21 protein-coding genes are annotated in these 25,780 nt (G+C 67.0%); 14 read left to right on the forward strand and 7 right to left on the reverse strand.

What is annotated here, in order from left to right:
* Positions 1-44 precede the first annotated feature (44 nt).
* Complete coding sequence (locus tag JZ791_RS01795; RefSeq protein ID WP_216892323.1) at positions 45-1,409, forward strand: MFS transporter; 1,365 nt, start codon at positions 45-47, stop codon at positions 1,407-1,409.
* Here JZ791_RS01795 and JZ791_RS01800 read toward each other — a convergent pair.
* Positions 1,390-1,680: a hypothetical protein gene (locus JZ791_RS01800; RefSeq protein ID WP_216892324.1), complete on the reverse strand. Its 291-nt coding sequence runs from the start codon at positions 1,678-1,680 to the stop codon at positions 1,390-1,392. The genes JZ791_RS01795 and JZ791_RS01800 overlap by 20 nt on opposite strands.
* 133 nt (positions 1,681-1,813) lie before the next feature.
* On the opposite strand from JZ791_RS01800, the gene JZ791_RS01805 reads away from it, so the two are divergent.
* The 3 genes from JZ791_RS01805 to JZ791_RS01815 all read left to right on the forward strand — a co-directional run bounded on the left by JZ791_RS01805 (position 1,814) and on the right by JZ791_RS01815 (position 6,683).
* Positions 1,814-3,487: a hypothetical protein gene (locus JZ791_RS01805; protein WP_216892325.1), complete on the forward strand. Its 1,674-nt coding sequence runs from the start codon at positions 1,814-1,816 to the stop codon at positions 3,485-3,487.
* Positions 3,488-3,521: 34 nt separating this feature from the next.
* Entirely contained in the window at positions 3,522-4,352 is an 831-nt protein-coding gene (locus JZ791_RS01810) for an alpha/beta fold hydrolase (RefSeq protein ID WP_216892326.1), read from the forward strand.
* Positions 4,353-4,442: 90 nt separating this feature from the next.
* Positions 4,443-6,683: a CoA transferase gene (locus JZ791_RS01815; RefSeq protein WP_216892327.1), complete on the forward strand. Its 2,241-nt coding sequence runs from the start codon at positions 4,443-4,445 to the stop codon at positions 6,681-6,683.
* Between the two features lie 48 nt (positions 6,684-6,731).
* Here JZ791_RS01815 and JZ791_RS01820 read toward each other — a convergent pair whose 3' ends face one another.
* From JZ791_RS01820 to JZ791_RS01830, 3 genes are read right to left on the reverse strand one after another with little or no spacing between them, the layout of a single operon-like run.
* Positions 6,732-7,250, reverse strand: a complete 519-nt coding sequence (locus JZ791_RS01820; protein WP_216892328.1) for a VOC family protein — start codon at positions 7,248-7,250, stop codon at positions 6,732-6,734.
* On the reverse strand, positions 7,247-8,104 hold the full coding sequence (locus tag JZ791_RS01825) for an enoyl-CoA hydratase-related protein (protein ID WP_216892329.1): 858 nt from the start codon (positions 8,102-8,104) through the stop codon (positions 7,247-7,249). Before JZ791_RS01825 ends, JZ791_RS01820 begins: the two co-directional genes overlap by 4 nt.
* A 28-nt stretch (positions 8,105-8,132) precedes the next feature.
* The gene (locus JZ791_RS01830; protein ID WP_308162715.1) at positions 8,133-9,302 is read right to left on the reverse strand and encodes a CaiB/BaiF CoA transferase family protein; all 1,170 of its coding nucleotides are present in this window, start codon (positions 9,300-9,302) and stop codon (positions 8,133-8,135) included.
* A 126-nt stretch (positions 9,303-9,428) separates the two neighbouring features.
* Here JZ791_RS01830 and curA point away from each other — a divergent pair, with 126 nt between their 5' ends.
* Genes curA through JZ791_RS01845 form a run of 3 tightly spaced genes read left to right on the forward strand, consistent with a single transcriptional unit; the run spans position 9,429 to position 11,749 of the window.
* Positions 9,429-10,484 (forward strand): NADPH-dependent curcumin/dihydrocurcumin reductase, encoded by a 1,056-nt coding sequence (curA, locus tag JZ791_RS01835; RefSeq protein WP_216892331.1) that lies wholly within the window; start codon positions 9,429-9,431, stop codon positions 10,482-10,484.
* Positions 10,484-11,257 carry an SDR family NAD(P)-dependent oxidoreductase gene (locus tag JZ791_RS01840; RefSeq protein WP_216892332.1) on the forward strand — a complete coding sequence of 258 codons (774 nt, stop codon included), beginning with the start codon at positions 10,484-10,486 and terminating at the stop codon, positions 11,255-11,257. The genes curA and JZ791_RS01840 overlap by 1 nt, the downstream gene beginning before the upstream one ends.
* Before the next feature lie 57 nt (positions 11,258-11,314).
* Positions 11,315-11,749, forward strand: coding sequence for a nitroreductase family deazaflavin-dependent oxidoreductase (locus JZ791_RS01845; RefSeq protein ID WP_216892333.1), 435 nt, complete (start codon positions 11,315-11,317; stop codon positions 11,747-11,749).
* A gap of 55 nt (positions 11,750-11,804) precedes the next feature.
* Here the strand turns inward: JZ791_RS01845 and JZ791_RS01850 are convergent, their stop codons facing one another.
* A complete protein-coding gene (locus JZ791_RS01850) occupies positions 11,805-12,527 on the reverse strand; it encodes an SDR family NAD(P)-dependent oxidoreductase (RefSeq protein WP_216892334.1) in 723 nt (240 codons plus the stop codon).
* Between the two features lie 80 nt (positions 12,528-12,607).
* Between JZ791_RS01850 and car the strand changes: the two genes are divergently transcribed.
* On the forward strand, positions 12,608-15,952 hold the full coding sequence (gene car, locus JZ791_RS01855; protein WP_216892335.1) for a carboxylic acid reductase: 3,345 nt from the start codon (positions 12,608-12,610) through the stop codon (positions 15,950-15,952).
* A 66-nt stretch (positions 15,953-16,018) separates the two neighbouring features.
* On the opposite strand, the gene JZ791_RS01860 is transcribed toward car, so the two are convergent.
* Positions 16,019-17,419 carry an aldehyde dehydrogenase family protein gene (locus tag JZ791_RS01860; RefSeq protein ID WP_216892336.1) on the reverse strand — a complete coding sequence of 467 codons (1,401 nt, stop codon included), beginning with the start codon at positions 17,417-17,419 and terminating at the stop codon, positions 16,019-16,021.
* A 98-nt stretch (positions 17,420-17,517) separates the two neighbouring features.
* Here JZ791_RS01860 and JZ791_RS01865 point away from each other — a divergent pair, with 98 nt between their 5' ends.
* The 4 genes from JZ791_RS01865 to JZ791_RS01880 all read left to right on the forward strand — a co-directional run bounded on the left by JZ791_RS01865 (position 17,518) and on the right by JZ791_RS01880 (position 22,744).
* Positions 17,518-18,618, forward strand: a complete 1,101-nt coding sequence (locus tag JZ791_RS01865) for a zinc-binding dehydrogenase (protein WP_216892337.1) — start codon at positions 17,518-17,520, stop codon at positions 18,616-18,618.
* 174 nt (positions 18,619-18,792) lie between these two features.
* A complete protein-coding gene (locus JZ791_RS01870; RefSeq protein ID WP_216892338.1) occupies positions 18,793-20,517 on the forward strand; it encodes an N-acyl-D-amino-acid deacylase family protein in 1,725 nt (574 codons plus the stop codon).
* A 92-nt stretch (positions 20,518-20,609) separates the two neighbouring features.
* Positions 20,610-22,202, forward strand: coding sequence for a GMC family oxidoreductase (locus JZ791_RS01875; protein ID WP_216892339.1), 1,593 nt, complete (start codon positions 20,610-20,612; stop codon positions 22,200-22,202).
* Positions 22,203-22,216: 14 nt separating this feature from the next.
* The gene (locus JZ791_RS01880; RefSeq protein WP_216892340.1) at positions 22,217-22,744 is read left to right on the forward strand and encodes a nuclear transport factor 2 family protein; all 528 of its coding nucleotides are present in this window, start codon (positions 22,217-22,219) and stop codon (positions 22,742-22,744) included.
* A 150-nt stretch (positions 22,745-22,894) separates the two neighbouring features.
* Here JZ791_RS01880 and JZ791_RS01885 read toward each other — a convergent pair whose 3' ends face one another.
* Complete coding sequence (locus JZ791_RS01885) at positions 22,895-23,404, reverse strand: DUF6924 domain-containing protein (protein ID WP_216892341.1); 510 nt, start codon at positions 23,402-23,404, stop codon at positions 22,895-22,897.
* Between the two features lie 255 nt (positions 23,405-23,659).
* Between JZ791_RS01885 and JZ791_RS01890 the strand changes: the two genes are divergently transcribed.
* Positions 23,660-24,055: a MerR family transcriptional regulator gene (locus JZ791_RS01890; protein WP_216892342.1), complete on the forward strand. Its 396-nt coding sequence runs from the start codon at positions 23,660-23,662 to the stop codon at positions 24,053-24,055.
* A gap of 106 nt (positions 24,056-24,161) precedes the next feature.
* Positions 24,162-25,085, forward strand: coding sequence for an NADP-dependent oxidoreductase (locus JZ791_RS01895; RefSeq protein ID WP_216892343.1), 924 nt, complete (start codon positions 24,162-24,164; stop codon positions 25,083-25,085).
* The last annotated feature ends 695 nt before the right edge of the window (positions 25,086-25,780 follow it).

Consider the following 25,780-nt stretch of genomic DNA (forward strand, 5'->3'; position numbering starts at 1 on the left):
TAACATTATTTGTGCACAATAGTACGACGGAAGGCGGGATCGCCATGCATCCAGAGGCGACCTCAGAACATCGAGCGAGGCAGGCCCGCCGGGTGGCGCTGTCGAGTTTTCTCGGCACGACCATGGAGTACTACGACTTCCTGCTGTACGGGTCGGCCGCGGCACTGGTGTTCGGCAAGGTGTTCTTCAGCGATCTGAGCCCCCTGGTCGGCACGATCGTGTCGCTCGCGACCCTGGCCACCGGGCATTTCGCGCGGATCGGCGGTGCGATCCTGTTCGGGCACTTCGGCGATCGTCTCGGCCGCAAGACCGTCATGGTCACCACGATGACGGTCATGGGCCTGTCCAGCGGGTTGATCGGCCTGTTGCCGACCTATGCGCAGGTCGGCGGCCTCGCACCGGTCTTGCTCGTGCTGCTGCGGGTGATCCAGGGGATCGCGGTGGGCGGGGAGTACGGCGGCGCGGTGCTCATGACCACCGAGCACGCCCGGGATGGGCAGCGCGGCCGTTTCGGCAGCGCGGCCGCGATGGGAGCGCCGAGCGGATCGGTGCTGTCGTACGGGATCATGTTCCTGGTGGCGTCGCTGCCGACGCCGGACCTGCTGAGCTGGGGCTGGCGAATTCCGTTCCTCGGGAGTTTCCTGCTGCTCGGCATCGGGTTGTACTTCCGGTCCCGCGTGCCCGAGAGCCCGCTGTTCGTCCGTCACCGGACCGAGGGCAGACCGGTCATGCCCATCGTCTCCCTGCTGCGCGGCTATCCGCGGCAGGTGGTGCTGGCCGTGTTCTTCCAGGCCGGAGCCTATTGCGGCCAAGGGGTTTTCGGCGTTTTCATCATCTCGTACGCGCCGCACGCCGGCTTCTCCGCCGGGACGGCGTTGCTGGCCATCACCTTCGCGCAGATCGCCGCCATGGCGTTGACGCCGGTGTACGCGACGCTGTCGGACCGGGTCGGGCGTAAACCCATCGTGCTGGGCGGGATCATCGCCACGGCGTTGTTCACCTACCCGTGTTTCCTGCTCGTCGACACGGGCTCGGCCGTGGCCGTCGTCGCGGCGCTGTTCGTGTATTTCGCGGCGATCAACACCTGCGTGATGGCGGTCGCTCCGGTCCTGCTGACCGAGTTGTTCCCCACCGAGATCCGGTACACCGCGGTGTCGACCACCTATCAGATCGCCCAGGTGCTGGGCAGTGGGCTGTCGCCGCTGGCCGCGGCCGCACTCTTCGCCGCGACGGGTGGCACCAGCGTGATCTGGGTGGCGGTATTCCTCATCGCGGCGACCGTGCTGAGCGGTGTGTTCTCCTGCTTCCTGCCGGAGACCCGGATGAGCGATCTCGCCTCGGCCGAACCGTCGGCGCCGGGCCCGCAGGGTATGAGCGGCCGGCTGGACCCTATCGAGAGCCCCAGCTGATTTTGCAGGCCGCGGCGGATCCGATATCGGCGCGCAGCTGCGTGGCCAGCCCGAGCAGTTCCTCGGGTGTGACCGCGCCGCGGTCCAGGTCGCGGGTCGGCGCATAGCCCGCCCGGGCCAGCGTCGCCCCGCCGATCTCGGCGATCCGCTGCGCGGTATCCCAGACCAGTTCGCGCCAGCTGAGCCAATTCAGGGCGTCACTGTTCGTCGGTGCGGCCGGAAGCAGTCCGGCGGCCTGCTGCGCCAGGTCGCGGATCTGTTCGATCTCCATGGGCGTGCTCCTCGGTCTCGCTGACGGTCACCGCCTGTGACGGTAGTCACGGTCCAAGATCGTGTCAAGTGATGCCATTGACATGCAACCCGGCGTCGGTCGCGTCCGGCCGGACTTGTATCTTGAGGCGACCATGGACAAGCAGACCGAAACAGTGGCCGTCGCGGTGGAACGTCTCGCGATCACACTCGGTGAGGTGGGCGCGGTCCCGGTCGGCGAGCTCGTGCGAGCCCTGGAGCGAGCGGCGGAGCGACTACGGCTTCGGCACGATCCCTCCGACGCGCCGCCCGACCTGGTGACGCAGGCGGAGGCATCCCGTGTGGTCGGGGTCAGCCGCCAGGCGGTCAACCAGTGGGTGCGCAAGGGGACGCTGCGGGTCTACGAGTCCGGGAGCCCCGGCGGGCGCGGCAATCCCCGGGTGTCGCTGTCCGAGGTCGCGATCGCGGCCAACCGCCGGGTGCCGGCCGCCTCCTCCCCGGCGGTGCGCCGCGAGCTGATGGAGTTCCTCGAACGCATCCGCGCTGTCGGTGCGCGCGATCTGGCTCGAGGCCTGCGCGACTGGCTGACCGAGGACGCCGCGACCGGTGAACACTCGCACGGTTCCCAGATTCTCCAGGAATTCGTCGTCGCCGCGATGGAAAGCGACGACCGCAAGCGTGAATTCACCGCCGAGGGCGTGCGGCGTCTCGCCGATCTGCGTCCCGAGTTCGTCCTGGATACCAGCACGGATTTCGGCGGGCTCGCCGAATCCCTGGGGTTGCTGGTGCATTCCTCCGGCGGTGCGTCGGGATTCGATTCCGCGACGACAGCATTGCTGGGGATTCTGGGGGTGGCCACCGGCGGCGCCCGATTCTCCGGTGACGATACGGCGGTCGCCCATGCGATCGCGGCCGCCGCCCGGGATGTCTGGGGTAAGGATTGGCCACCGCGACTCTACGACTCGATTTACAGTGTCGGCGAACTTCGCCCGCCGCCACTGGCTCGTTATACGGCGTCGTTGACATATCTGGACAACAACCGATTTCTGCGGCAGGCGCAGAGTTCCGGTGTGACGATCGCGTACGCGAGAGGTCCGGGAGTCGTACTGCCGCAACGGTTCTACGGAGCGCCGATTCACAATGACATTCTGCGTGGCAGCCGGCTCGATGACCCGGTCTGGGCCTTCACGAAGGAGGCGGCCGCCGCGGTCGGGCGGCCGTCGCGTAATCCCAGTGCGGTCAATCCCTTTCGGGTCTTCAATTACGAGTACGGTTTCCTGGACGGCTCGATATACGGGATCAGGCGATATTGCTTCTCCACGGCCGATGCCCGGCGCGAGCTGACGACGACGTGCGGCGCGCTTCCGTCGGCGCAGCGCGAACTGTATCTGAACGCCGCGGTCGAGACGTTGGCTCGCACGCTTTCCCAACCGGCGGTGGAATTGGTCGCCATCGACGCCGAAGAGGATTTCGACTGGTGGAAGGATCATCTCATTCGCGCCTCGGAGCGTGAGATTCTCATCGGGCTCCGGGACGAGGACGCTCGCCGGGTGTCCCACGCGTTGCTGGTTCAGACGAATATGCTGCCCGACGTCGTCGCGGCGGCGGACTCCGACAGCGCGTTGCGTGACCGCCTGCGTATCTACGTCAAGAATCTGGAATTCGAGGTGATCGATGCGCGCTACACCGATGATCTTCGCCGTGGCACGGCGCGCATGCTCAAAGCGGGCGGGCGGTCGCTGACCGAAGAGGAGAGCTACACGATCGCCCGGTCCGAAATCGACTCGTTCCTGGCGTGTGACGATCGAGGAAGGGACCGAGTTCTGTGATTGTCGTGGCGATCGCCGTTGGGCGGCCGAGGTGATGGACTGGCTCGATGGGAGTACCGAGTCCGTCGTGGTGGACCAGGCGCGGGTTCGGTATCGGCGTCTCGGTCGTCGCGGCGGGCCGCCTATCGTGTTACTGCACGGCAGCGCGGGGCACGCCGGATGGTGGATACACGTCGCTCCCGCCCTGGCGGTGGACCACGACGTCGTCGTCATGGAGTTGTCGGGGCACGGCGACAGCGCGCATCGGACGTCGTATTCACCACGATTGTGGGCCGATGAGGTAGCGGCGGTCATCCGCCGGGTCGGGGCCGGGCCGGTGCATTTGGTCGGGCACAGCATGGGTGGCATGGTCGCCATGCTGGCGGCCGGCGGGTATCCCGAGGCGGTGCGGTCCCTACTGGTGATCGACAGCGCCGTGGTGCGCAGAACCGTGCTACGGCCCATGTCGCATGAGGTTTTTCATTACCCCTCGCACGCGGAGGCGATCGCCAGGTTCCGGCTGCGGCCGCGAGGCACGATCGCGGACGAGCGGACGCTGGCCCGTATCGCCGACCTGGGTCTGCGGGAGGACGCCGAAGGCTGGCGGTGGAAATTCGATCCGCATGCGATGCAACAGATTCCGCGTGACGAACTCGACGCCGTGGCCTCGGGGATCCGGTGTCGCGTGGAATTTCTCTACGGTGAGCACAGCGAGCTGGTGGACCGGGCCACCGTCGAGCACCTGTCGCGGGTACTGGGCCGGGACGTGCCGTGCCGTATCGCGCCCGGCGCGTACCACCATGTACCGCTCGACGCGCCCGAGGCCACCGTGCGGGCGGTCGAGCACATCATCGGCGCCGTGGAGGCCGATCGCCGACCAGCCTAGTTGTGATACAACTATGTTGGTGTTATTTATACTGCGATATGGAAGAAGGCGAGCATGAGCGGCCGCCGATCTGAAGGACCACTCACGGGTGTGCGGGTCGTCGATGCGACGTCGGGAATCGCCGGGCCGATAGCCGCTATGATCCTGGGTGATTTCGGCGCACAGGTCATCCGCCTGGAGGACGACTCGGCCGAACTTCCCGGCTCGGTCATGTGGCACCGTAACAAGACCATTACGCCCGCGCAGCGCGGCGCCGCACTCGCGGCGGGCGCCGATGTGGTGGTCACGAGCGACGCAGGGCACGCGGCTGCCCTGGGCGTACCGCTCGCCGGGACCGACCCGACCGGCCAGGTGCACCTTCACGTACCGGGCTGGGGAGCCGGTCAGGGGCTCGATCCGCTCACCGCGGACCGGTTCGTGCAGGCCGAGTACGGCATCGCGCGGCGGCAGACGTCCTTCGGCGGAGGCCCGGTCGACTGCGTCTACCCGTTCGCGAGCTATCTGCAGGGCACGTGGGCGGCCGCGTCGGCCATCGCCGCGCTCGTCGGGCGCGAGAACACCGGCCTGGGCCAGCGGGTGGTCGTGGACCCCCTGCACGGCGCGATCGTGGCCGCGACCACGACCATGTTCGCCGACCCGCTGGTCTCACTGCCCACCACGAGCGTCGGGCCGGGCGGTCCCAACCCGGCCTTCGGCACCTACCAGTGTCGCGACGGCCAGTGGCTGTTCCTGGGCGCGCTGGGCGTCAAGTTCCAGGACATCGCCTTCGAGTTGCTCGGCACCACCGACATCACCTCCCATCCGCGGATCGCGGCCAATCGGGAGGAAATCTATGCCGTGGACCTGCGCGACCAGGTCCGAGCGCGGATCGCCGAGGGCTTCCGCGCGAAGGACCGCGACGTCTGGCTCGCCGAGTTCGCCGGCGCCGCGTGTCCGGCCAGTGCGGTGGGCGACCGTGACACCTGGCTGGATCACCCGCAGATCATCGCGCTGGGCCAGCGGATCGAGATCGACGATCCGCACGTCGGCCGGGCCGTGACGGGCGGCAACCCCGTTCGCTTCTCCGGGATGCCGGAGCCGGACTATCGGGCGCGAATCTATTCCGGCACAGTCGATTGGGAGGATGCCCGAGGCGGCACGCAGCCGCGCCGAGTCCCGCTCGACGCGAACCGTCTGCCCGGTCGCGGGCCGTTGCACGGCATGCGTGTGCTCGATCTGGGCACGGTGCTGGCCGGTCCCTACGCCGGCCAGCTGCTCGCCGGTCTCGGCGCCGATGTGATGAAGGTCGAGACGACCGGCGGCGACGAGTTCCGGGTGCGCGGTTACATGATCAATCGTGGTCAGCGCGGTCTGTCGATCGACCTGCGGGATCCGCGCGGATATGTGGCGTTCGGCGAATTGGCGGGCACCTGCCATGTGGTGCTGGACAACTTCCGTCCGGGCGTGGTCGAACGGCTGCGGATCGATCTGGAGAGTCTGCGCGCGTTCAATCCCGATATCGTGACGACCTCGATCACCGGGTACGGCGGGATAGGCCCGCTCGGCAGGCAGCCCGGCTACGATCCGGTCATCCAGGCGCTGTCGGGCATCATGCGGGGTCAGGGCGGTGCTGCCGAGCCGGTGTTCTGCACGGTGTCGGTGAACGACGTCGGTGTCGCGGCCCTGGCCGCACTGGGCACATGCGCTGCGCTCTACCAGCAGGTCAGTGGTCGGGGCGGTCAGGCGGTCGCCACCTCGCTGGTCGCGACGTCGGCCTATATGCAGAACGGCGAGCTGGTCCGCTTCGCCGGTCGTCCGCCGGCGGAGTCCGGTGGGCGCGATTACCCTGGGCCGTCGGCGATTTCGCGGTACTACGCGTGCACCGACGGCTGGGTTCGAGTGCACCTTCCGTCGGCCGAGGTGGCGTTGACAGCCGGCATGGCCGACGCCGCGGCGCTGCACAGCGACGAGTCGCTGGCGGCGGCGCTGGGCGCGGCGTGCAAGGAACTGTCCAGCAAGGAGATCGCGGACCGGCTCGAGCCGCACGGCGGTACCGTCGCGCGTGGGCGGGACAACAAGGAACTGCTCTTCGACGAGGTGACGCTGGCGGACGGTCACATCGGCATGGTGACCTGGCCCGACGGAAACCGGTCCTACATGCCGCGTCAGTACGCGGCGTTCGGCCGGCATCCGGACAATCCCATGATGGGCACCCCGGGGATGGGCGAACACAGCAGGCAGATACTCGTCGAGGCGGGTATCGAGGGCTCGAAGGTCGACGAGTTGATCGAGGCCGGCGTGGTCGTGCAGGGCGAGCCGCTGCACTCGGTCGCCGGAACCGGATACCGCTGAGCCTCACGGGTTCCCGGGCAGTGCCGTCGTGGCACTGCCCGGGTGAGTTCAGTTGTTCTCTTTCTCCGCACGGAGTTTCGCGCGAAATTCCTTGACGACCTCGGCCGGGGGCAGGGCCACCAGTTCGATCTGGTTACCGTCCGGGTCCTCGCACAGGAACAGGGTGACGGGGCCGTAGTTCTTGACGATCGTCGTCGTCGGCTCCGAATAGACCGTGTAGCCCATGCTCACGAGGCGGTCGTAGATCGTCTGGATATGTTCGGGATCGACCGGGAAGGACAATTGCCCGTATCCCATGCGCCCCGGGCATTTCGGGGCGTCGCCCTCGGGTTCGGGCAGTTCCCACTTGACCAGTTCGAGCTGACCGACCCTGGACGGACCCTGCACGAAGACCGATTGCCCGGTCGTATTCTCGGGCAGTCGCATCAGGCGCCACGTCAGATCACTGACCGCTTTTTCCAGTGTCTTACGCAGACCCAGCCCCTCGGTGTAGAACCGCAGGGACGCGTCGAGGTCGCGCACGCCGATCGCGACGTGATTGAGTTCCTTGACCGCTGCTGTCGTCACAGTGCGAAACCTTCTTCCTTGAACGGACCGTCGCGCCAGGCGAGCGCCTTTTTCAGCCCCTCGGCGGCGGCCTTGGTCTGGAATTCGCCGCCGCCCGGCCGGAAGCCGCGGGCCAGGACGTACCAGGGAACCGAGGCCTGCAACGCCGCCCGGAACCCCATCGTCTCGTAGGACTGGTTGAGCGTGAACTTGTTCGCCGCGAGCATCGCGGGATGCAGCTGCGCGAGCGGGCGCAGCTCGCGGGCCACCTGCTCGTCGAGCTCCTCGGCCGGGAAACTCTTGGCGATCCAGCCCATTTCCGCCGCGCGTGTGCCGGTGACCGAATGTCCGGTTAGCTGAAGATATTTGGCCTGCGCCATCGTCATCTTCCACGGGAAATACTCGATGTCGGGCGTCGATTGCGCGCGGGTGGGGGGATAGCCGATCAGGCAGTCGTCCGCGGCGAACACGATGTCGCACATCGACATCAGTTCCGATCCGCCCGCCAGGCAGTGGCCGTGGATCTTGGCGACGACGGGCTTCATCAGATCCCAGATCCGCAGCCAGTCACGCAGGCAACTGCGCGGGAACTGCCCGGTCCAGGACTCGTAGAGCGGGCTGTGATTCCAACCCGCGGGCCGCTCCGGGTGTTCGTCCCCGCCGGCGTAGCTGTTCATGTCGTAACCGGCGCAGAAGGACGACCCGGCGCCCTCGATGAGGACGATGGTCACATCGTCGTCCCGTTCGGCGGATTCGAGCGCCGCCAGAATGTCGCGGCGCAGGCCGGGACTGAGCGCATTGCGTTTCTCGGGCCGATTCAAGGTGATCGTTGCGATCCTGTCCTCGACCTTGTAGAGAATATTGTCGAATTCCATCGCGTTCCTTTCGTGCTTGTGGAAGTGGTTAAGGCGCAGGTGGTTTCACGATTCCCTGAGCGATCAGGTCGTCGATCTGCGCATCGGTCAGGCCCATCTCGAGCAGCACCTCGCGGGTATCTCGGCCCTGCCGGGCAGGGGGAGTGCGCAGACTGCCCGGTGTGCGGCCGAGTTTGGCGGGAATGCCGAGAACCTGGAATTCACCGACGGTCTGCACCATGCCGTTGAGCCGGACCTGGGCGTCGTCGAGCACCTCGTCCAGCGGTCGTACGACGCTGGCCGGAATTCCCTCGGCGATCATGCGGCGAACCATCGCGTCGTCCGCGGCCAGATCGGCGATGAGTTTCGCCAGCAGGTCGGTGAGTTCCGCATTGTGTTCCAGGCGGTCGTGATTGGTCCGGAATCGCGCGTCCTGCGCCAGTTCGGGCGCGTCCAGAAATTCGCACAGCAGGCGGAATTGATGGTCGGTGCCCGCCGCGACGTAGACCTCGTGACCGTCGGCGGTCCGGAAGATATCGCTCGGGGAGATACTCGGATGCGCGGCGCCCAGGCGCCGGGGCCGCTGACCGTCGAGGAAATAGGCTGCGGCCGCCGGATGCAGCAGGCTGACCGCGCTGTCGAGCAGGCTGACCTCGACGACCTGGCCCAGGTCGGACGCCGCGCGCTCGTACAGCGCCAGCAGGATGCCCGAGAACGCGTGCAGTCCGGTGGTGAGGTCGGTGATCGGCATGGGCACTCGCAGCGGTCCCCGGCCCTGCTCGCCGTTGAGATGCATGATGCCCGCATACGCCTGCATCACGGCGTCGTATCCGGGCAGCCCGCCCATCGGGCCCTCCGCGCCGAAAGCGGAGATGCGGCAATAGATCAGGCGCGGAAAGCGGCTCAGTAGATCCTCGGCGTCCAGCCCCCATCGCTCCATCGTGCCGGGCTTGAAATTCTCGATGAGGACGTCCGCGTGCTCGAGCATTCGCAGCAGTACCTCTCGCCCGCCCGAGGTCGCCAGGTCGACGCTGGTATGGCGCTTGTTGCGGTTCAGCCCGGCGTAGTAGGCGCTGATGTTCTCCGGATACGTCTGTCCCCAGGCGCGGGTGCCGTCGCCTGCGGGCGGCTCGACCTTGATGACATCGGCGCCGTGATCACCCAGCAGCTGTGCCGCGTACGGGCCGGCGAGCACTCGCGAGACGTCGACCACCCGCACGCCGGCGAGCGCACCGGCGGCAACCGGCGCTCCAGCGGTCGATGTGCCTGGTGGGCATCCTCTGGACACGACTCGGCGCTCCCAACTCCATAATTGCAGGATCAATACAACACTACAGCATGTACTATGCTGATCGTGACCACGAGTAGTCGGATCGTCCTCGCATCGCGCCCGGTGGGCGCTCCGGAACCGAGTGATTTTCGTGCGGAGGACGTGCCGGTGCCGCCGACGGGGGAGGGGGAACTGCTGCTGCGCACGATCTACCTGTCGCTGGATCCCTACGTTCGCGGCCGCCTGGGCGACGCCCACGCGTACCGGTCCGCGTCGCCCCTGCTGCCCCTCGGCGAGGTGATCCCGGGCGGTACCGTCTGCGAGGTCGTCGAGTCGCGGAGTCCGGGATTCGCCGCCGGTGACATCGTGCTGGCAGACCTGGGCTGGCAGAGCTTCGGCGTGCGAGGGGCGGCCGGGGTGCGAAGACTGGATCCCGGCGCCGCGCCGGTGAGCACCGCGCTGGGCGTGCTCGGTATGCCTGGTTTCACCGCGTACGTGGGGCTGAATCTGATCGGCCGGCCGAATCCCGGTGAGACAGTCGTCGTCGCGGCGGCCACCGGTCCCGTGGGGTCGATGGTGGGGCAACTGGCACAACTCGCGGGGTGCCGCGCGGTCGGCATCGCCGGTGGACCGGACAAGGTCGCGTGGTTGCGCGAGAACGGGTTCGCGGCGGCGCTCGACCATCGCTCACCGACCTTCGGCGACGAGTTGGCGGCGGCCGTCCCCGACGGGGTGGACATCTACTTCGAGAACGTCGGCGGCCGGGTGTTCGACGCCGTGCTACCGCATCTCAACCTGGGTGCGCGGGTGCCGGTCTGCGGCATGGTCTCCGAGTACAACGGGGACGGGCCGGCAGCGGGGCCGGACCGATTGCCCGGCCTGATGTCGCTGATTCTGTCTCGGGCGATCACCGTGCAGGGCTTCCACTTCCGGCCTTACGCGGCATCGCACGAACGCCGGTTCCTGGACGAGACGGCCGCGGCCATCCGCGCGGGGCGCGTGCACTACCGGGAAGACATCGTCGCCGGACTGGAATCCGCGCCCGCCGCGTTCGCCGGGCTCCTGCGCGGGGCCAACTTCGGGAAGCTGCTGGTGCGCGTCGGGCCGGACCCGACACAGGGCGATTCGTGATGACGGCGCCGAATGTGACGCGTCGTTTCCAGGATCGAGTCGTCCTGGTGACCGGTGCGACCAGTGGGCTCGGGCGGGCCTGCGCGCACCGGCTGGCCGCCGAGGGGGCCGCGGTCGTCGTCGCCGGCCGCCGAATAGATCTGTGCGACAAGGTGGTCGACGAGATCACCGCCGCGGCGGGCCGCGCGGTGGCGGTGCCCACCGATGTCACCGACCTCGACGCGGTGGAGCATCTCGTGGCGGTCACCATCGAGAAATTCGGGCGCTTGGACTGCGCTGTCAACAACGCCGGCATCAGTCCGCCCCCGGCTCCGGCCGCCGAGCTGAGCGATGACGTGTGGGACAGCGCCTACGAGGTCAATCTCCGCGGGAGTTTCCATTGCCTGCGTGCGGAACTGCGCGCCATGGTGCCCGCGAAGAGCGGGTCGATCGTCAACGTCGCCTCCTACGCCGGCGCTGTGGTTCGCGCGCAGGGGATCACGGCATACGCCGCCTCCAAGCACGCCGTCGTCGGGATGACCAAGGCGGCAGCCCGGGACTACGCGGATCGCGGAATCCGGATCAACGCGGTCGGCCCCGGCCACATGGACACCGCGATGATCGAGCGTCTGACGAGCGACGCCGAGCGTGAGCGCAAGCTGCGCGAGCGGATCCCGATGGGCCGGGTCGCCGCGCCGGAGGAGGTGGCCGCCGTGGTGGCCTTCCTGCTCTCCGACGAGGCGTCGTTCGTCACCGGCCAGCTGCTCGTCGCCGACGGCGGGCTCTCGCTGTGACGAGCGGAACCATCGCCGGAAGCGCTGGCGGACAACACAATCACTAGAGGAGCACGAATGCCATTGACGGGTAAGTACGAGGCCGGCACCAGTGAGTTCGCCCTCGCGCAACTCGCGGAGTACGAGGCGTCGGACGGAGCCGAGGGGGGAACGGTCAGGGGTTCTCGCGTCGTCGTCCTCACCTCGGTCGGGGTCAAGTCGGGCCTGCTGCGCAAGGCGCCGCTGATGCGGGTCGAGCACGACGGGCAATACGCGATCGTCGCGTCACTGGGCGGCGCGCCGAATCACCCGTCCTGGTATCACAACGTGCGGGCGAATTCGCTTGTCGAACTACAGGATCGCGGGGAGAAACACGACTACCGGGCCCGGGAGGTCACCGGCGAGGAGAAGGCGCTGTGGTGGGAGCGGGCGGTCGCGGCCTTCCCGGACTACGCCGGGTATCAGACGAAGACCGATCGGCCCATTCCCGTCTTCGTACTGACCCGGGTCTGACGCGCGTCGGCGGTCGGTGGGAGGCCCCGGGATCGAGCGATAGTGAGTGCTCGGCTCAGGCGAGCCACCCGCCGTCGATGACGAACTCCGCGCCCGTCACGTAGGCGGCGTCATCGCTGGCCAGATACACGACCGTCGGCGCGATCTCGGCGGGCTTGCCGATCCGGTGCAACGGAATCTGCGGTGGGACACCGGAATAGCCTGCCGTCATCGCGGTGGCGAATGTTCCCGGCACCACGGCGTTGACCCGAATTCCCTCGTCGGCCAACTCTTTCGCCGCCGATCTCGTGAGTCCGCGGATGCCGAATTTGGACGCGCTGTAGGCGCTCGATCCGGCCACGCCGCTGATCCCGGCGATGGAAGCCTGATTGATGATCGAGGGACCGTTCGCCGAACGTTTCAGGGTCGGAATGGCTGCCTGCATGCCGAGGAAGGTTCCGGTGAGATTGACGGTGATCACCCTGTTCCATGCCTCCAGGCCGAAGTCCTCGATCCGCCCTCTGTCGACGATCCCCGCGTTGTTGACCAGTACGTCGAGGCCGCCGAACTCCTGGACGGCCACGCCCACCGCGGTGGACCACTGTTCCGGCTGGGTCACATCGAGGCTGGTGAACCGCACATCGGCGCCGAGTTCGGCCGCGAGGGCGCTGCCCTCCTCGCGCAGGATGTCACCGAATACGACCTTGGCCCCCGCCGCGAGGAGATGTCTGACGTATTCGGCGCCGAGTCCTCGTGCGCCACCCGACACCAACGCGACCTTGCCTGCAAGCCTACTCATAATACAATTATCCTACTTCTATGTCTGAAGTAATGATAGACGTTGGTATGCAAGGCTGACCTCGAGTACTGGAGGACCCCATGTCCCAGCCGCCCCAGGCGTCCAACCCGTTCGGCGCCGATACGGCCGTGACCCGAGCCATATCCGCTGAACAGACGGTATCCGGCGTGCTCAGGTGCCTCGCTGCCGGCTACTTCGGCCGAACGGCTCTGTCGTGGCGGGGAGACGACGGCGGCTGGGAGTCCATGACCTATGCGGCCCTTGCGAACCGGGTCTTCGGGATAGCGTCGGCGTTCTCGGCGCGCCTGGGAGTCCGGCCCGGCGATCGTGTGGCCATGATCGGTTTCACCAGTGCGCAGTACACGCTGATAGATCTGGCTGTCATCGGTCCCCTCGCCGCGGTTTCGGTACCGCTGCAGAACAATGCGGCGCTGTCGAACTGGGAACAGATACTGCGTGAGACCGAACCGCGCGTGATCGGCGTCTCCGCGGACGAACTCACCAAACTGGCGACCGTGCTGCGCGATATGGGACCGGAAGCCCGGCCGCGGGTGGTGGTCTTCGACGTACCGTCGCCGGAAGCGCAAGCCGCTGCGAGCATTCCGGGCCTCGAGGTCGTCACGCTGGAGGAGTTGGAGCAGCTCCGCGACGAGGCGGCCTTCCAGGAATGCGACCCGGCTCAGCTATCGATGCTCATCTACACTTCCGGTAGCACCGGTACGCCCAAGGGCGCCATGTACGCGCAGCGGGCCATCGTGCGATGGCTTTTCGGCGGTTTCCCCCTGATCGGCGACGGGGAAGGCATTCGAAATTGGATCACCCTGAATTTTCTGCCGATGAGCCATGCCAGAGCGCGCAGCACCCTGTATCAAACGCTCTCGAACGGCGGCACGGCATATTTCACCCGGCACAGCGACCTTTCTTCGCTGCTCGAAGACCTCGCCGAGGTACAGCCGAACCAGTTGCATTTCGTGCCGCGTATCTGGGAGATGCTCTACCAGGAACTCCAGGCCGACCGCAGCCGCGGTATCGACGAAGCCACGGCGTTGTCCGAATTGCGCCAGCGGTATTTCGGCGATCAACCGCTCCGCGCGTTCACCGGCTCGGCTCCCACCTCGTCGGAGGTGGCGGATTTCGTCGAGCGACTCGTCCGCGCGACCCTGACCGAGGGGTACGGTTCCACCGAGGCCGGTGCGATCCTGCGCAATGGACATGTGATGAGGCCCCCGGTCAACGCCTACAAACTCCTCGACGTGCCCGAACTCGGGTATTACGGCACCGACCGCCCATTCCCGCGCGGCGAACTGCTGGTCAAGACCGAATACATGTTCATGGGCTACTACCGCCGACCCGAATTGACCGAGACGGCTTTCGACGACGACGGCTACTACCGGACCGGCGACATCATGGCCCAGGTCGGGCCGGACGAGCTTCGGTATCTGGACCGCCGCAACAACGTCATCAAACTGTCCCAGGGCGAATTCATCACGATCTCGTACGTGGAATCCACTCTGACCGTCGCGCCGATTCGTCAGATGTACGTCTATGGGAACAGCGCTCGGCCGTATCTCCTCGGCGTGGCGGTACCCACCGGGGAAGCGATCGCTCGCGCCGGTGGCGACCTGGATTCCTTGCGAACGGATATCGTCGCGGCCATTCGTGAGATCGGCGAGACCGCGGGGCTGACGTCGGCGGAGACTCCTCGCGACGTCATCGTCGAGACGACGCCCTTTTCGCTGTCCAACGGGCTGCTCACCGGAATCGGGAAATTGGCACGCCCTCAGCTCAAGCAGCATTACGGCGACCGACTGGAGTCTCTCTACGCCGACTTGGCCGGCGAGCGCGACCGAAGGCTGCGTGCCGCTCACGAAAACTCCGGGAGCAGAACGGTTCTCGACACTGTCATCGACGTGGTCGCGGCGCTGCTGGACCTTCGGGACGGTGAGATCGTCCCGGCTTCTCGATTCATCGATCTCGGCGGGGATTCGCTCAATGCGCTGACCCTCGGCTCGACGCTGCACGACATCTTCGATGTGAAAGTTCCTGTCGGGCTGATCACCTCACCCGCGACGGACCTCGGCTCACTCGCCGCATTTCTCGAAAACCCCGAACTCGCGCGGCCGACCGTCGAATCGGTGCACGGCGAGGACAGCGACAGCCTCCGCGCGAGCGACCTCACCGTCGACAAGCTCATCGACGCCGAAATACTCGCGAACGCCACCACACTGCCCGCCGCGGCGCACACGCCACGCACGGTGCTGATCACCGGATCAACCGGCTTTCTGGGCCGGTACCTCGTGCTCGAATGGCTGCGGCATGCCGACGCCGACGTCGTCTGCCTTGTCCGGGCGAGCGATGACGCGGCCGCCCAGGCCCGGCTCGAAGCGGTCTTCGGCAACGAAGGGAGCGCCCTGCGCGAGGAGTTCGATTCGCTGTCGAAAGCGCGTCTGCGGGTCGTGGCCGGCGACAAGGATGCTCCACAGCTCGGACTGGACGACGACACCTGGACCGAACTCACGCGGGACGTCGAACTCATCGTCGATTCCGGGGCGCTGGTCAACCACGTCCTGCCCTATCGAGAACTGTTCGGCCCCAACGTACTCGGCACCGCGGAGCTGATCCGTCTCGCACTCACCGGTGTCCGCAAGCGGTATGTGTACATTTCCACGGTGGGCGTCGGCAGCCAGATTCCGCGTGACTCTTTCGTCGAGGATGCCGATATTCGCGCGGTCAGCCCGGTGCGCCGGATCGAGGCCGGCTATGCCAGTGGTTACGCCAACAGTAAGTGGGCCGGTGAGGTGTTGCTCCGCGACGCACATGACCGGTTCGGGCTCCCGGTCACCGTATTCCGGTGCGACATGATCCTGGCCAATGCGCGTGACACCGGCCAGATCAACGTGCCGGACATGTTCACCCGTCTGCTGCAGAGCGTCCTGGCAACCGGCCTGGCGCCGGACTCGTTCCATCCGCTCGCCGCCGACGGTTCCCGGGCCCGCGCACATCACGACGCCCTGCCCGTCGACTTTCTGGCGTCGGCGATCCGTGCGCTGAGCCAGGCGGACGACTATCGCACCTACCATGCGATGAACCCGCACGAGGATGGCATCGGCTTCGACCGATACATCGATTGGCTTGTCGCCCATGGGGAAGCGATCACCCGGGTCGGGGATTACAAGACGTGGTTCCAGAGGTTCAGCGCCGCCGTCGAGACGTTGCCCGATCGGCGGAAGCATCACTCTGTCCTGCCATTGCTGCACAACTACGTCGAACCGATCCCACCGTCCCTCGGCGCCGGTGCGCCCGCCGATCGTTTCCGGGACGCGGTTCGCGGCGCGGAACTCGAAGGCGCGCAGGATATTCCCCACATCACCCCCGAGATCATCGATAACTACGCGCGTAGTCTTCGTGCCCTCGACCTGATCTGACGGCCGACCGAACACGAGGGCCGGGATCGATCCGATCCCGGCCCTCGTCTTCGTATTCAGGCGGGCTCAGGCCCAGCCGTAGGTCTTGATATTGGCGAACTGATCCATCCCGGATCGGCCGAGTTCGCGTCCCACGCCCGAGGCCTTCGTTCCGCCGAACGGGATTTCGATGGGTGCGCCCAGGAAGGCGTTGATTCCGACGCCGCCGGTGTCCAGGAGCCCGGCGACGCGGCGGGCCTCGTCGAGATCCTCGGAGAACACGCTGCCGCCGAGACCGAACTTCGTGTCGTTCGCCAGTGCGACCGCCGCCTCCGCGCCCGGCACACGCCAGATGATGCCCAGTGGCCCGAACGCTTCCTCGTGATAGACCCGCATCGCCGGGGTGACATCGGTGATGACCGCGGGCTGGAAGAACGCGCCGGGGCCCTCGACCCGTCCGCCCGGCACGAGCACGGTCGCGCCCTTGTCGATCGCGTCCTGGTACTGGCTCTGCAACAGCTCGGCGGCGGCCGTGCTGGACATCGGCCCGACCGTGGTCTCGGGATCGAAGGGATCGCCCAGCTTCTGGCCTCGGAAGATCTCGGTGAATTGCGCGATGAACTCGTCGGCGACCTTATCGGTCACGATGACCCGCTTCGGGAGTGCGCACGCCTGCCCCCCGATGATCAGACGGCAGGTCGCGGCGGTGGCCGCCGCCTTCGCGACGTCGGCGTCGTCGAGCACGATGAACGCGTCGGAGCCGCCGAGTTCGAGCACGACGGGTTTGATGTGGCGGCCGGCCTGCTCGCCCACGATCGATCCGGCTCGATCCGAGCCGGTCAGCGTGACCGCGCGGACCCGGTGATCGGCTAGCAGGTTCGAGATCTGCTCGGTCGAGGCCAGGAGCGTCTGGTAGGCGCCCGCCGGGAATCCGGCGCGCAGGAAGATCTCGTCGAACATCGTCGTGGAGCCCGCACATGCCTCGGCGGGTTTGACCAGCACGGTGTTGCCGAGCATGAGGTTCGGCACGGCCGCTCGCATGGCCTGGAACAGGGGTGCGTTCCAGGGTTCGATGCCGAGCACCACCCCGACCGGCTCCCGGCGCGCGATGGCCCGGGACAGACCGGGCACCTCGATCTCCTCGTCCGCGAGCAGTTCGGCGGCGTGCTTCGCGTAGTACCGGAACATATCGATGGCGCCGACTCCCTCGGCCGTCGAATGCGGCAGGATCTTGCCCATTTCGAGGGTCGCCTGCCGGGCGAGCTGGGGCAGCTCGGCCTCCATCAGATCGGCGACGACGTGGAATAGCCGAATACGCTCGTCCAGCGACACCTCTCGCCAGGCCGAGTAGGCGCTGTGGGCCGCCGCCAGTTTCGTCTCGACCTCCGTGTCGGTCAGCGGATCCCACTCGCGGATCACCTCACCGGTCGCCGGATTGATCGTCCGGTACCGGCTCGTGACGGGCCGGGATGCGGATACTACGGACATCGTTGACTCCTTGTTGCCTACACACTGTTGCAGTGGTGGCTATCACAATACTAGATTGATTAGCAGTACCATATAGAGACTCGGAAGTGGTGTTGTACATGAAAGCAGCTGTCATCAGCGCGATCGGCGAACCGTTCGTCGTCCGCGAGGATCTGACCCTCGACGATCCGCTGGGCCGGGAGATCCTGGTCGATGTGAAGGCCAGCGGCCTGTGTCACAGCGATATCTATGTGGCGACCCAGCCCGGTCTCGGCACGCCGGTGCCCATCATCCTCGGTCACGAGGTCTCGGGTGTCGTGCGGGCGATCGGGCCGGACGTCACCGAGTTCGCGGTGGGCGATCACATCGTCGCCTGCCTCGACGGCTTCTGCGGTACGTGCGACCGGTGTGTGGTCGGCGAGACGAACCTGTGCCGCAACTACCCCACCGGCACTCAGCGCACGCCCGACCAGCCGCCGCGGATGCGCCTCGGGGGTGAGCCGATCGGTCAGTTCTCGGAGATCTCGGGTTTCGCCGAACAGGTGCTGCTGCACGAGAACAACGCGGTGAAGGTGCCCGTCGAGGTGCCCTTCCCGCAGGCCGCGCTGCTCGGTTGCGGCGTCACCACCGGCGCGGGGGCCGCGATCAACTCGGCGGGTATCCGGGTCGGTGACAACGTCGCGGTGATCGGTTGCGGCGGTGTGGGTCTCAATACGATCCAGGGCGCGGCCCTGGCCGGCGCCCGCAAGATCATCGGCATCGACCTGCTGCCGGACAAGCTCGAGCTGGCCAAGAAGTTCGGCGCCACGCACGTGGTGAACCCGGCCGAGCAGGATGCGGTGGAGGCGGTGCGGGAGCTCACCGGCGGCGGTGTCGATCATTCCTTCGAGGTCATCGGCAACATCAAGAAGACGCTCCAGCAGGCGGTGGGGATGCTGGCGCAGGGCGGCACGGCGTACATCGTCGGCGCGCAGGCGCCGACGGAGGTCATGGACCTCAGCCCGGCCGATCTGCTGTTCAACAAGACGGCGGTGCGCGGCGTCTACATGGGCGGCACCAACTTCAAGCGGGACATCCCGATGTATGCAGAGCTGTATCTGCAGGGCCGTTTCAATCTCGACGACCTGCTCTCCCGCACGATCAGCATCCACGACGTCAACAAGGCGTACGAGGAACTCGCCCAGGGCGGTATCGCCCGATCGGTGATCACCTCCTTCTGAGCACCACCCACATGCCGCGGTCGGCGTGGTGCGCACGCGCGCCGCGCCGACCGTCTCCCACAACCGGCAACTCGTGTCGACGCATGCCACTGGTACGCGAATAGATGCGTCGCACAACATTATTCAGATCGCCGCCGCTTCCCGCGACCGCGATGTGCGAACAGGAGCAAGGATATGACGAGCGCGCAGTTCGATCTCGTGATCCGCGGTGGCGACGTGCACGACGGGGACGGGGGCGCCCCGATCACGGCCGATGTCGCGGTGCTGGACGGGAAGATCGCGGAGATCGGAGATGTCCGCGGGGCCGGACGGGAGGAGATCGATGCGCGCGGGCAGATCGTGACCCCGGGCTTCGTCGATATCCATACCCACTACGACGGTCAGGCGGTGTGGGACGACAGCATCGCGCCGTCGGCCTGGCACGGCGTCACCACCGTGCTGATGGGCAACTGTGGCGTCGGATTCGCACCCTGTAAGCCGGAGAACCGCAAGGGACTGATCGACCTGATGGAGGGTGTCGAGGACATCCCCGCGCCCGTCATGCACGAGGGATTGCCGTGGAACTGGGAGAGTTTCGGTGATTACCTCGACGTGCTGGAGGGCAGGAGCTGGGACATCGACGTGTGCGCGCTGCTGCCGCACGCGCCGCTGCGGGTGTACGTCATGGGCGATCGCGCGCTGCGGCTCGAGCCCGCCACCCCCGACGACGTGGCCGAAATGCGCCGGCTCGTCGCGGAGGCCGTGCGGGCCGGCGCGTTCGGAGTCTCGACCTCACGCTCGACCGCCCACCGCAATCTCGCCGGTGAGTTCACCCCCACCCTGCTGGCCCGCGAACGGGAGCTGGTCGGTCTCGCGCAGGGCATGGCCGACGGGGGACGCGGCTTCCTGGAGTTCGTCGCCGAGGTGCAGGACCCGGACGTGATCGGCGAATTCGAGATGATGCGCCGGGCGTTGCGGAAATCGGGGCGGCCGGGCGTCTACAGCCTCGTGCAGAGCGGGCAGATCGGGGCCGACGGCAAGGATCTGTGGCGGGATCTGATGGAGTACTCGGACGAGGTATCGGCACAGGGCGTCGATCTGCGGCCGGTCGTGGCCCCGCGGTCGGTGGGACTGCTGCTCGGGCTCGAGGGCAGTCAGCATCCGTTCGCCGGCACGGCCACCTATCACGGCATGGCCCACCTTCCCCTCGCCGAGCGCGTGGCGCGGATGAGTGACCCGCGGGTCAAGGAGCAGATCCTCGCCGAGGATCGTTTCGAGTTCAGCGGCTGGGCGCTGCTGAAGAACCTCACCTACGAGCGCATGTACCGGTTCGGGAACCCGCCCAACTACACCCCCGATACGGCCGACTCGCTGGCGGCGATCGCGCAGCGGGCGGGTCGTCGTCCCGAGGACGTCGCCTACGACGTGCTGCTCGAGGACGACGGCCTGGGATTCATCCACGTCCCGTTCGCGAACTACGCCAGCGGAGACCTGCGCACGTGCGAGGAGATGCTGGCCAACCCCCGCTCGATCATGGGATTGGGCGACGGTGGCGCGCACGTCGGATTCATCCTCGACGCCGGATTCCAGACCTGGATGCTGACGTACTGGGTCAAGGAGCGTGGCGTGCTGGAGGTCGGCGAGGCCGTGCGCCGGATGACCTCGGACACCGCCGATGTGATGGGACTGCGCGATCGCGGGCGGATCCGGCGCGGGCTGCGCGCGGACCTCAACGTCATCGACCTCGATCAGCTGGCGTTCGGCTCGCCGTATGCCGCCTACGACCTGCCGAAGGGTGGTCGGCGGCTGCTGCAGAAGGCGGCCGGATACACAGCTACCGTCGTCGCGGGAGAGGTCACCTACCGCGATGGCGAGGCCACCGGCGCCCGTCCCGGCAGGCTGGTTCGATCTGCCGGCTGAGGTGGAACAGGAGCTCCCTTTAATTATGTTATAACTTGCTAGTAGGATAATTGTAGGTTGATTAGCTAGCGGGACAGGTGCGGGAGACACTCATGGAGTTTGATTACATCGTCGTCGGCAGCGGCGCCGGCGGCTCGGTCGTCGCCGAACGCCTGAGTGCCGACCCGGCCGTGTCCGTGCTCGTCGTGGAGGGCGGAGGCAGCGACCGGCACCCGATCCATCTGGTGCCCAAGGGCTTCTTCTTCACGATGCAATCGCCGAAGTACACCAAGAAGTTCACCGTTCAGCCGTACGGGCCGCAGAATTCGGTGGATCAGTGGTTCCGTGGCCGGGTCATCGGCGGTTCGACGACCGTCAACGGCCTGATCTGGAATCGCGGCTGGGCGCCCGACTTCGACATGCTCGAGGCCCAGGGCAACACCGGCTGGAACTGGCAGACCTTCCTGTCGGCCTACCTGGACATCGAGCGGTTCCAGTCGGGCCCCTCGGCGATTCACGGCGGGGCCGGACCGGTCAACGTCGAGATCGGCCGTCCCGCCGAGGCGGTGTCGGAGGCGTTCATGGCCTCCTGCGTCACCGCCGGGATGACCAAGGTCGACGACGTCAACGGCTCGGATCTCGAACGCACCGGTTACACGCAGTTCTCGACCAAGCGGGGAACGCGGGTCAGCGCCTCACGTGCGTTCCTGCATCCCGCGCTGCGCCGTTCCAACCTGCGGCTGCTCACCGACGCGGAGGTCGGCCAGGTGCTGTTCTCCGGTCGTCGCGCCACCGGGGTCCGCGTACACCATCGTGGCGAGACGGCAGACATCACGGCCCGCCGCGAGGTGATCCTCTGCGCCGGCGCCCTCGATACCCCTCTGCTCCTGGAACGTTCGGGCATCGGCCAGGGAGCAGTGCTGAGCGCCAACGGAATTCAGCAGATCGTGGAGAGTCCCAATGTCGGCGAGCGGCTTTCCGAGCACCGCGGCGCGCGATTCATGTACCGCCTGCGGCGGCGCGGCGGCTACAACCACCAGGTCGACAGCCAACTCGGCCAACTGACCTCGGGCGCCCGCTATCTGTTCACCCGCGACGGCATCATCAGCCAGGGCTCGGCAAATGTGCTGGCCTACTTCACATCCGAACCGGGCGCACAGCGCCCCGACTCCATCGGCTTCTTCAACCCCATCTCGACCAAGAACACCTCCCTGCACGACAAGGCCCTGGTGGTCGACGACAAACCCGGCCTGATGATCGCGGTCTACCCGCTGCGCCCGACCAGCCGCGGCTCGATCCACCTCGGATCCGACGGTCCCGTCATCCGGCCGAACTACCTGTCCACCGAATACGACCAGCAGATGATCCGCAACATGAGCACGCGCACCGAGGAGTTGTTCGCGAAAGGCCCGGTGTCGGATCTGGTAGGGGAGCGGCTCTACCCGGGCCCCGAGATCGCCACCGAGGACGAGTTCCTGCACAACTCCCTCGTGGCCGGCGCCAGCGGCTACCACACACTCGCCACCTGCGCGATGGGCCCGAACGACGACGATGTGGTCGACCCTCAGCTACGAGTGCGCGGCGTAGAGGCGCTGCGCGTCGTGGACGCGTCCGTATTCCCGTACCAGCCCTCGGGCAACACGTCCGCCCCCACCCAGGCCCTGGCCTGGCACGCCGCCTCCCTCATCCAGGCAGCGCATTCGTAGCGAGGGAGATCCTCATGGCACAGACGACGGAACAGGCGATCCGGGAACTCCTGGACCGCCAGGAAATACTGGATTGCATCCACCGCTACTGCCGCGGAGTTGACCGCCTCGACGCAGATCTACTCGCCTCCGCCTACCACCCCGACGCGATCGACGACCACGGCCTCATCAAAGCCGGTGTAGCGGAGTTCATCACGTGGGCATTCGACGGCCACCGCCAGAACCACCGCGGCCACCACCACTACGTAATGAACCACACCTGCGAACTGGACGGCGACACCGCCCACACCGAAACGTATTACGTCATGGTCGGCCAGAACCTCAACGGCACGCCCCTGACGCTGCACGGCGGCCGGTACATCGACCGCTTCGAGCGCCGAGACGGCCGCTGGGCGATCGCACACCGGGCCTCGCTGCTGGAATGGGTTGGCGGATTAGCTGATCCCGATCTACCACCCGTCGAGCGGGTGCAGCCCGGTCCGATCGCACGCGACCGCACCGATCTGTCCTACCGACGTCCGCTCGGTCCCGAACTCGACTGATACGAAGGTGTCGGACGCCCAGTCGTAGGTGATCTCGCCGGACCCGGCCAGCTCGATACGGCCGGGCACGGCTGGCGGGACGATGCCGAAATCCAGAGGCCGAGAACTCGATTCGCGCGATGACCGGCTCGGCCGGTCGTCAATCCGCGACTATTCGTCGACCTGGTCGTCGGCCAAGTCCTCGACGCGACCGTAGAGCATGTGTTCCCGCCGTATGCCGTCGTCATCGATGTCATTGGTGAAGTCCTCCCAACCCATGTTGGCAATCGAGAGGTTGTTCTCGATCTCCTGGATCGTGTGCGGAAGCGCCCGGAACGTTCGACCGGAAGGCCCGCCCGGCCAATCGTCGCCCGGCCAATCGTCGTCCGGAGCAGGCTCCGGGACGAGATCCACGACCAGAATCGGGTGTTCGGGGGAGCGAATTGTGGTCTCGTCGACGACCAGGAGCAACGCGTGCACGCTGCCGTCGGGCAGGCGCTCCAGCAGATCGGTGACCGGCACACCGGCGAACGCCCGGTCATCGACAAAGGACACATGAGCGGTGAACTCATCCGGTGTCACCCAGCTGATCCCGGCCTTCACCCGCTCCCAGGCCCCCTGGTCGGAAAAGTCGGTACGCACCACCGGCACATCCGAGGTAACCGGCAGAGATGTTGTCATGCCCTACACCCTCGCAGTGCCGGCTCACCAGCTCAACTCAGGTCCGACAATTCAGAAACCCGCCATCGATGGCCCTGTCACCCAACCCGATTCAGCAGGCCGACCAACGCCCGCGCAGCGGCATTTGCGGATGTCGGAGATCCCGTACGCATATGTGTTTGTGCCGGTTTTCTGCCCGTCACAACACCGTCCGTCCGCGTCGTCACCGGTCGCCGGCAGGCTGAATTCGGAGCATGCGGGCGTAGGCTTTCTGGGATGCGGATCGGTGAGCTGTCCAGGCGCACGGGTGTGAGCCCGCGCTCACTGCGGTACTACGAAGAGCAGGGCCTGCTGACCAGCTCACGCTCCGACGCCGGGCAGCGTCACTATTCCGACGCCGAGGTCCAGCGCGTGTCGGTCATCCGACAGCTGTTCGACGCGGGTATGTCCAGCCGGGTGATCGCGACTGTGCTGCCGTGCGTGGAGACCCCCGACGACCCGGGTGTCGTCGAGCTCGCGTTCGCGACGATGACGCGTGAACGCGCCCGGATCGACGCCGATATCGCGCATTTGATCGAGACCCGGGATGCGCTCGACGTGCTGATCAGGGCCAACAGCCAGCACCGGGCGGAGCTGTCCACCGCCCCGGAACCGATGGCAGAGTCGGCCTGACGCTGTGACCTGTGCCTCAGCCTGTTGCCCATGACATCGGTGTGAGGGATGAGGATGGCCACAGAGCCCGGAGCCACCGGGTCGGTCACACAGGAGGCGATGAAAGATGGGGCAGGCGTGGGGTTTCGGCAGGTATGGCGGGCCCGAGGTACAGGTGTTCTTCGATCGCCCCGATCCTGCACCCGGCCGCGGCGAGGTGCTGATCCGGGTCGAGGTCGCCGGCGTGAATCCCCTCGACCACCTTCTTCGCTCGGGTCTGGTCCCCGGGCTCGACGGCGGGCGTCCGTTCCCCCGCGTGCTGGGCATGGAGGCGGCGGGAACCGTGCTCGCCCTGGGCGATGACGTCGACGGGCTCGAGGTCGGTGACGCGGTCTTCGGCTTCGCGCTCACCGGCGGCGGCACGTACGCCGAGACAACGGTGCTGTCCGCACCGAACACCGCGCGCATCCCGGCGGGTCTGTCCGCGACCGTGGCGGCGACACTGCCGGTGGCCGGGACGACCGCGGTGGACGCACTCGACCAGCTCGGCCTCCCGGCCGGTGCCACGGTCCTGGTCAACGCGGTCGGAGGCGGGGTCGGCCTCGCCGTCGCCCGGCTGGCCGCCGGGCGCGGGTTGCGTGTGGTCGGCACCGGCAGCACCGCCAAGCGCGAGCACGCCGAGACCATCGGAGTGCGGTTCATCGACTACACCGCCGGGGACGTCGTCACCACGGCACGCGAACTGGTCCCGGACGGCTTCGACGGGATCATCGACCTGGTCGGAGGCGCCTCGCTACGGACGGTCGCTCCACTGGCCCGCGATCCCCGCAACGTCATCGCCGTGGGTGATTCGTCCGTGCCCGACCTCGGCGGGCGTTTCATCGAGCGTCGCCTCGACCGCGAGAACCTGCAGCGGTCCGCCCGGCTGGCCCTCGACGGAGTCCTCGCACCCGTCATCACCGGGGTCCATCCACTCTCCGACGCCCCCGCCGCCCTCGCCACCGTCGAGAACGGTCACACCTCGGGCAAGGTTGTCATCAAAGTGACATGAGCAGCGCCCCGCAGCCCGCAACCAACCATCCGCACGTCGGCATTTCAGTGCGTTCCGCGGTGATGCCAAGCCCAACCCTGACGGATCATCGGCGTCGGCATGGACTGACCGGCAGAGCTGTTCAGGGGCGGCGGCGCCGACTTCGCGGGCGGTGTCGGCGAGCCGCGCGGCAACGGCTTTCTTGTAGTCGCGCGCGTACTGGGATGCGGGGTGCTGGGGGTCGTGGAGTTCGGCGGCGGCGGCGATGTAGGGGCACAGGGGGTAGGCCGTGCGCTTGGACACCTCGGCCGCGGCGCAAAGCATGGTCCATGCCGGTGCGGTTGATGCCCTGCTCGCGGAACAGCTGCTGGGACGCGCTGAGGATGCGCTCGCGCGCCCCGGCCGCGGCGGCGGCCCGTGGGGCCCTTCGCCAACTCCGTCACGAGTCCACCCTACCGCAGCTGGGTAACGATCGGTGTACATAGTTTGCGTATCGGCGGCCCGTTCAGTACCGTAAGCACACAGTGCGGTGTACTTAATACCGTAACCCCCTGTACACACGGCATCACCGACTCGAGGGAACGACTATGGGAAGGCTTGACGGCAAAGTCGCGGTCATCACCGGCGGCCGCCAGGACGCCCTGGACGAGGCCGTGAAGCAGATCGGCCGCAACGTCACCGGCATCCAGGGCGACGCCGCGGGCCTGGACGACCTG

The organism is Nocardia alni, from assembly GCF_019038435.1.
GTDB classification, from domain to species: Bacteria; Actinomycetota; Actinomycetes; order Mycobacteriales; family Mycobacteriaceae; genus Nocardia; species Nocardia alni.

Excerpts from the sequence above, each read along its gene's own strand:
- JZ791_RS01805 (WP_216892325.1), top strand. The coding sequence starts at position 1,814 with ATGGACAAGCAGACCGAAACAGTGGCCGTCGCGGTGGAACGTCTCGCG.
- JZ791_RS01800 (WP_216892324.1), bottom strand. The coding sequence starts at position 1,680 with ATGGAGATCGAACAGATCCGCGACCTGGCGCAGCAGGCCGCCGGACTG.
- JZ791_RS01865 (WP_216892337.1), top strand. The coding sequence starts at position 17,518 with ATGAAAGCAGCTGTCATCAGCGCGATCGGCGAACCGTTCGTCGTCCGC.
- JZ791_RS01870 (WP_216892338.1), top strand. The coding sequence starts at position 18,793 with ATGACGAGCGCGCAGTTCGATCTCGTGATCCGCGGTGGCGACGTGCAC.
- JZ791_RS01845 (WP_216892333.1), top strand. The coding sequence starts at position 11,315 with ATGCCATTGACGGGTAAGTACGAGGCCGGCACCAGTGAGTTCGCCCTC.
- JZ791_RS01885 (WP_216892341.1), bottom strand. The coding sequence starts at position 23,404 with ATGACAACATCTCTGCCGGTTACCTCGGATGTGCCGGTGGTGCGTACC.
- JZ791_RS01810 (WP_216892326.1), top strand. The coding sequence starts at position 3,522 with ATGGACTGGCTCGATGGGAGTACCGAGTCCGTCGTGGTGGACCAGGCG.
- JZ791_RS01895 (WP_216892343.1), top strand. The coding sequence starts at position 24,162 with ATGGGGCAGGCGTGGGGTTTCGGCAGGTATGGCGGGCCCGAGGTACAG.
- JZ791_RS01840 (WP_216892332.1), top strand. The coding sequence starts at position 10,484 with ATGACGGCGCCGAATGTGACGCGTCGTTTCCAGGATCGAGTCGTCCTG.
- JZ791_RS01880 (WP_216892340.1), top strand. The coding sequence starts at position 22,217 with ATGGCACAGACGACGGAACAGGCGATCCGGGAACTCCTGGACCGCCAG.
- JZ791_RS01860 (WP_216892336.1), bottom strand. The coding sequence starts at position 17,419 with ATGTCCGTAGTATCCGCATCCCGGCCCGTCACGAGCCGGTACCGGACG.
- curA (WP_216892331.1), top strand. The coding sequence starts at position 9,429 with ATGCTGATCGTGACCACGAGTAGTCGGATCGTCCTCGCATCGCGCCCG.
- JZ791_RS01850 (WP_216892334.1), bottom strand. The coding sequence starts at position 12,527 with ATGAGTAGGCTTGCAGGCAAGGTCGCGTTGGTGTCGGGTGGCGCACGA.
- JZ791_RS01875 (WP_216892339.1), top strand. The coding sequence starts at position 20,610 with ATGGAGTTTGATTACATCGTCGTCGGCAGCGGCGCCGGCGGCTCGGTC.
- JZ791_RS01890 (WP_216892342.1), top strand. The coding sequence starts at position 23,660 with ATGCGGATCGGTGAGCTGTCCAGGCGCACGGGTGTGAGCCCGCGCTCA.
- JZ791_RS01795 (WP_216892323.1), top strand. The coding sequence starts at position 45 with ATGCATCCAGAGGCGACCTCAGAACATCGAGCGAGGCAGGCCCGCCGG.
- car (WP_216892335.1), top strand. The coding sequence starts at position 12,608 with ATGTCCCAGCCGCCCCAGGCGTCCAACCCGTTCGGCGCCGATACGGCC.
- JZ791_RS01825 (WP_216892329.1), bottom strand. The coding sequence starts at position 8,104 with ATGGAATTCGACAATATTCTCTACAAGGTCGAGGACAGGATCGCAACG.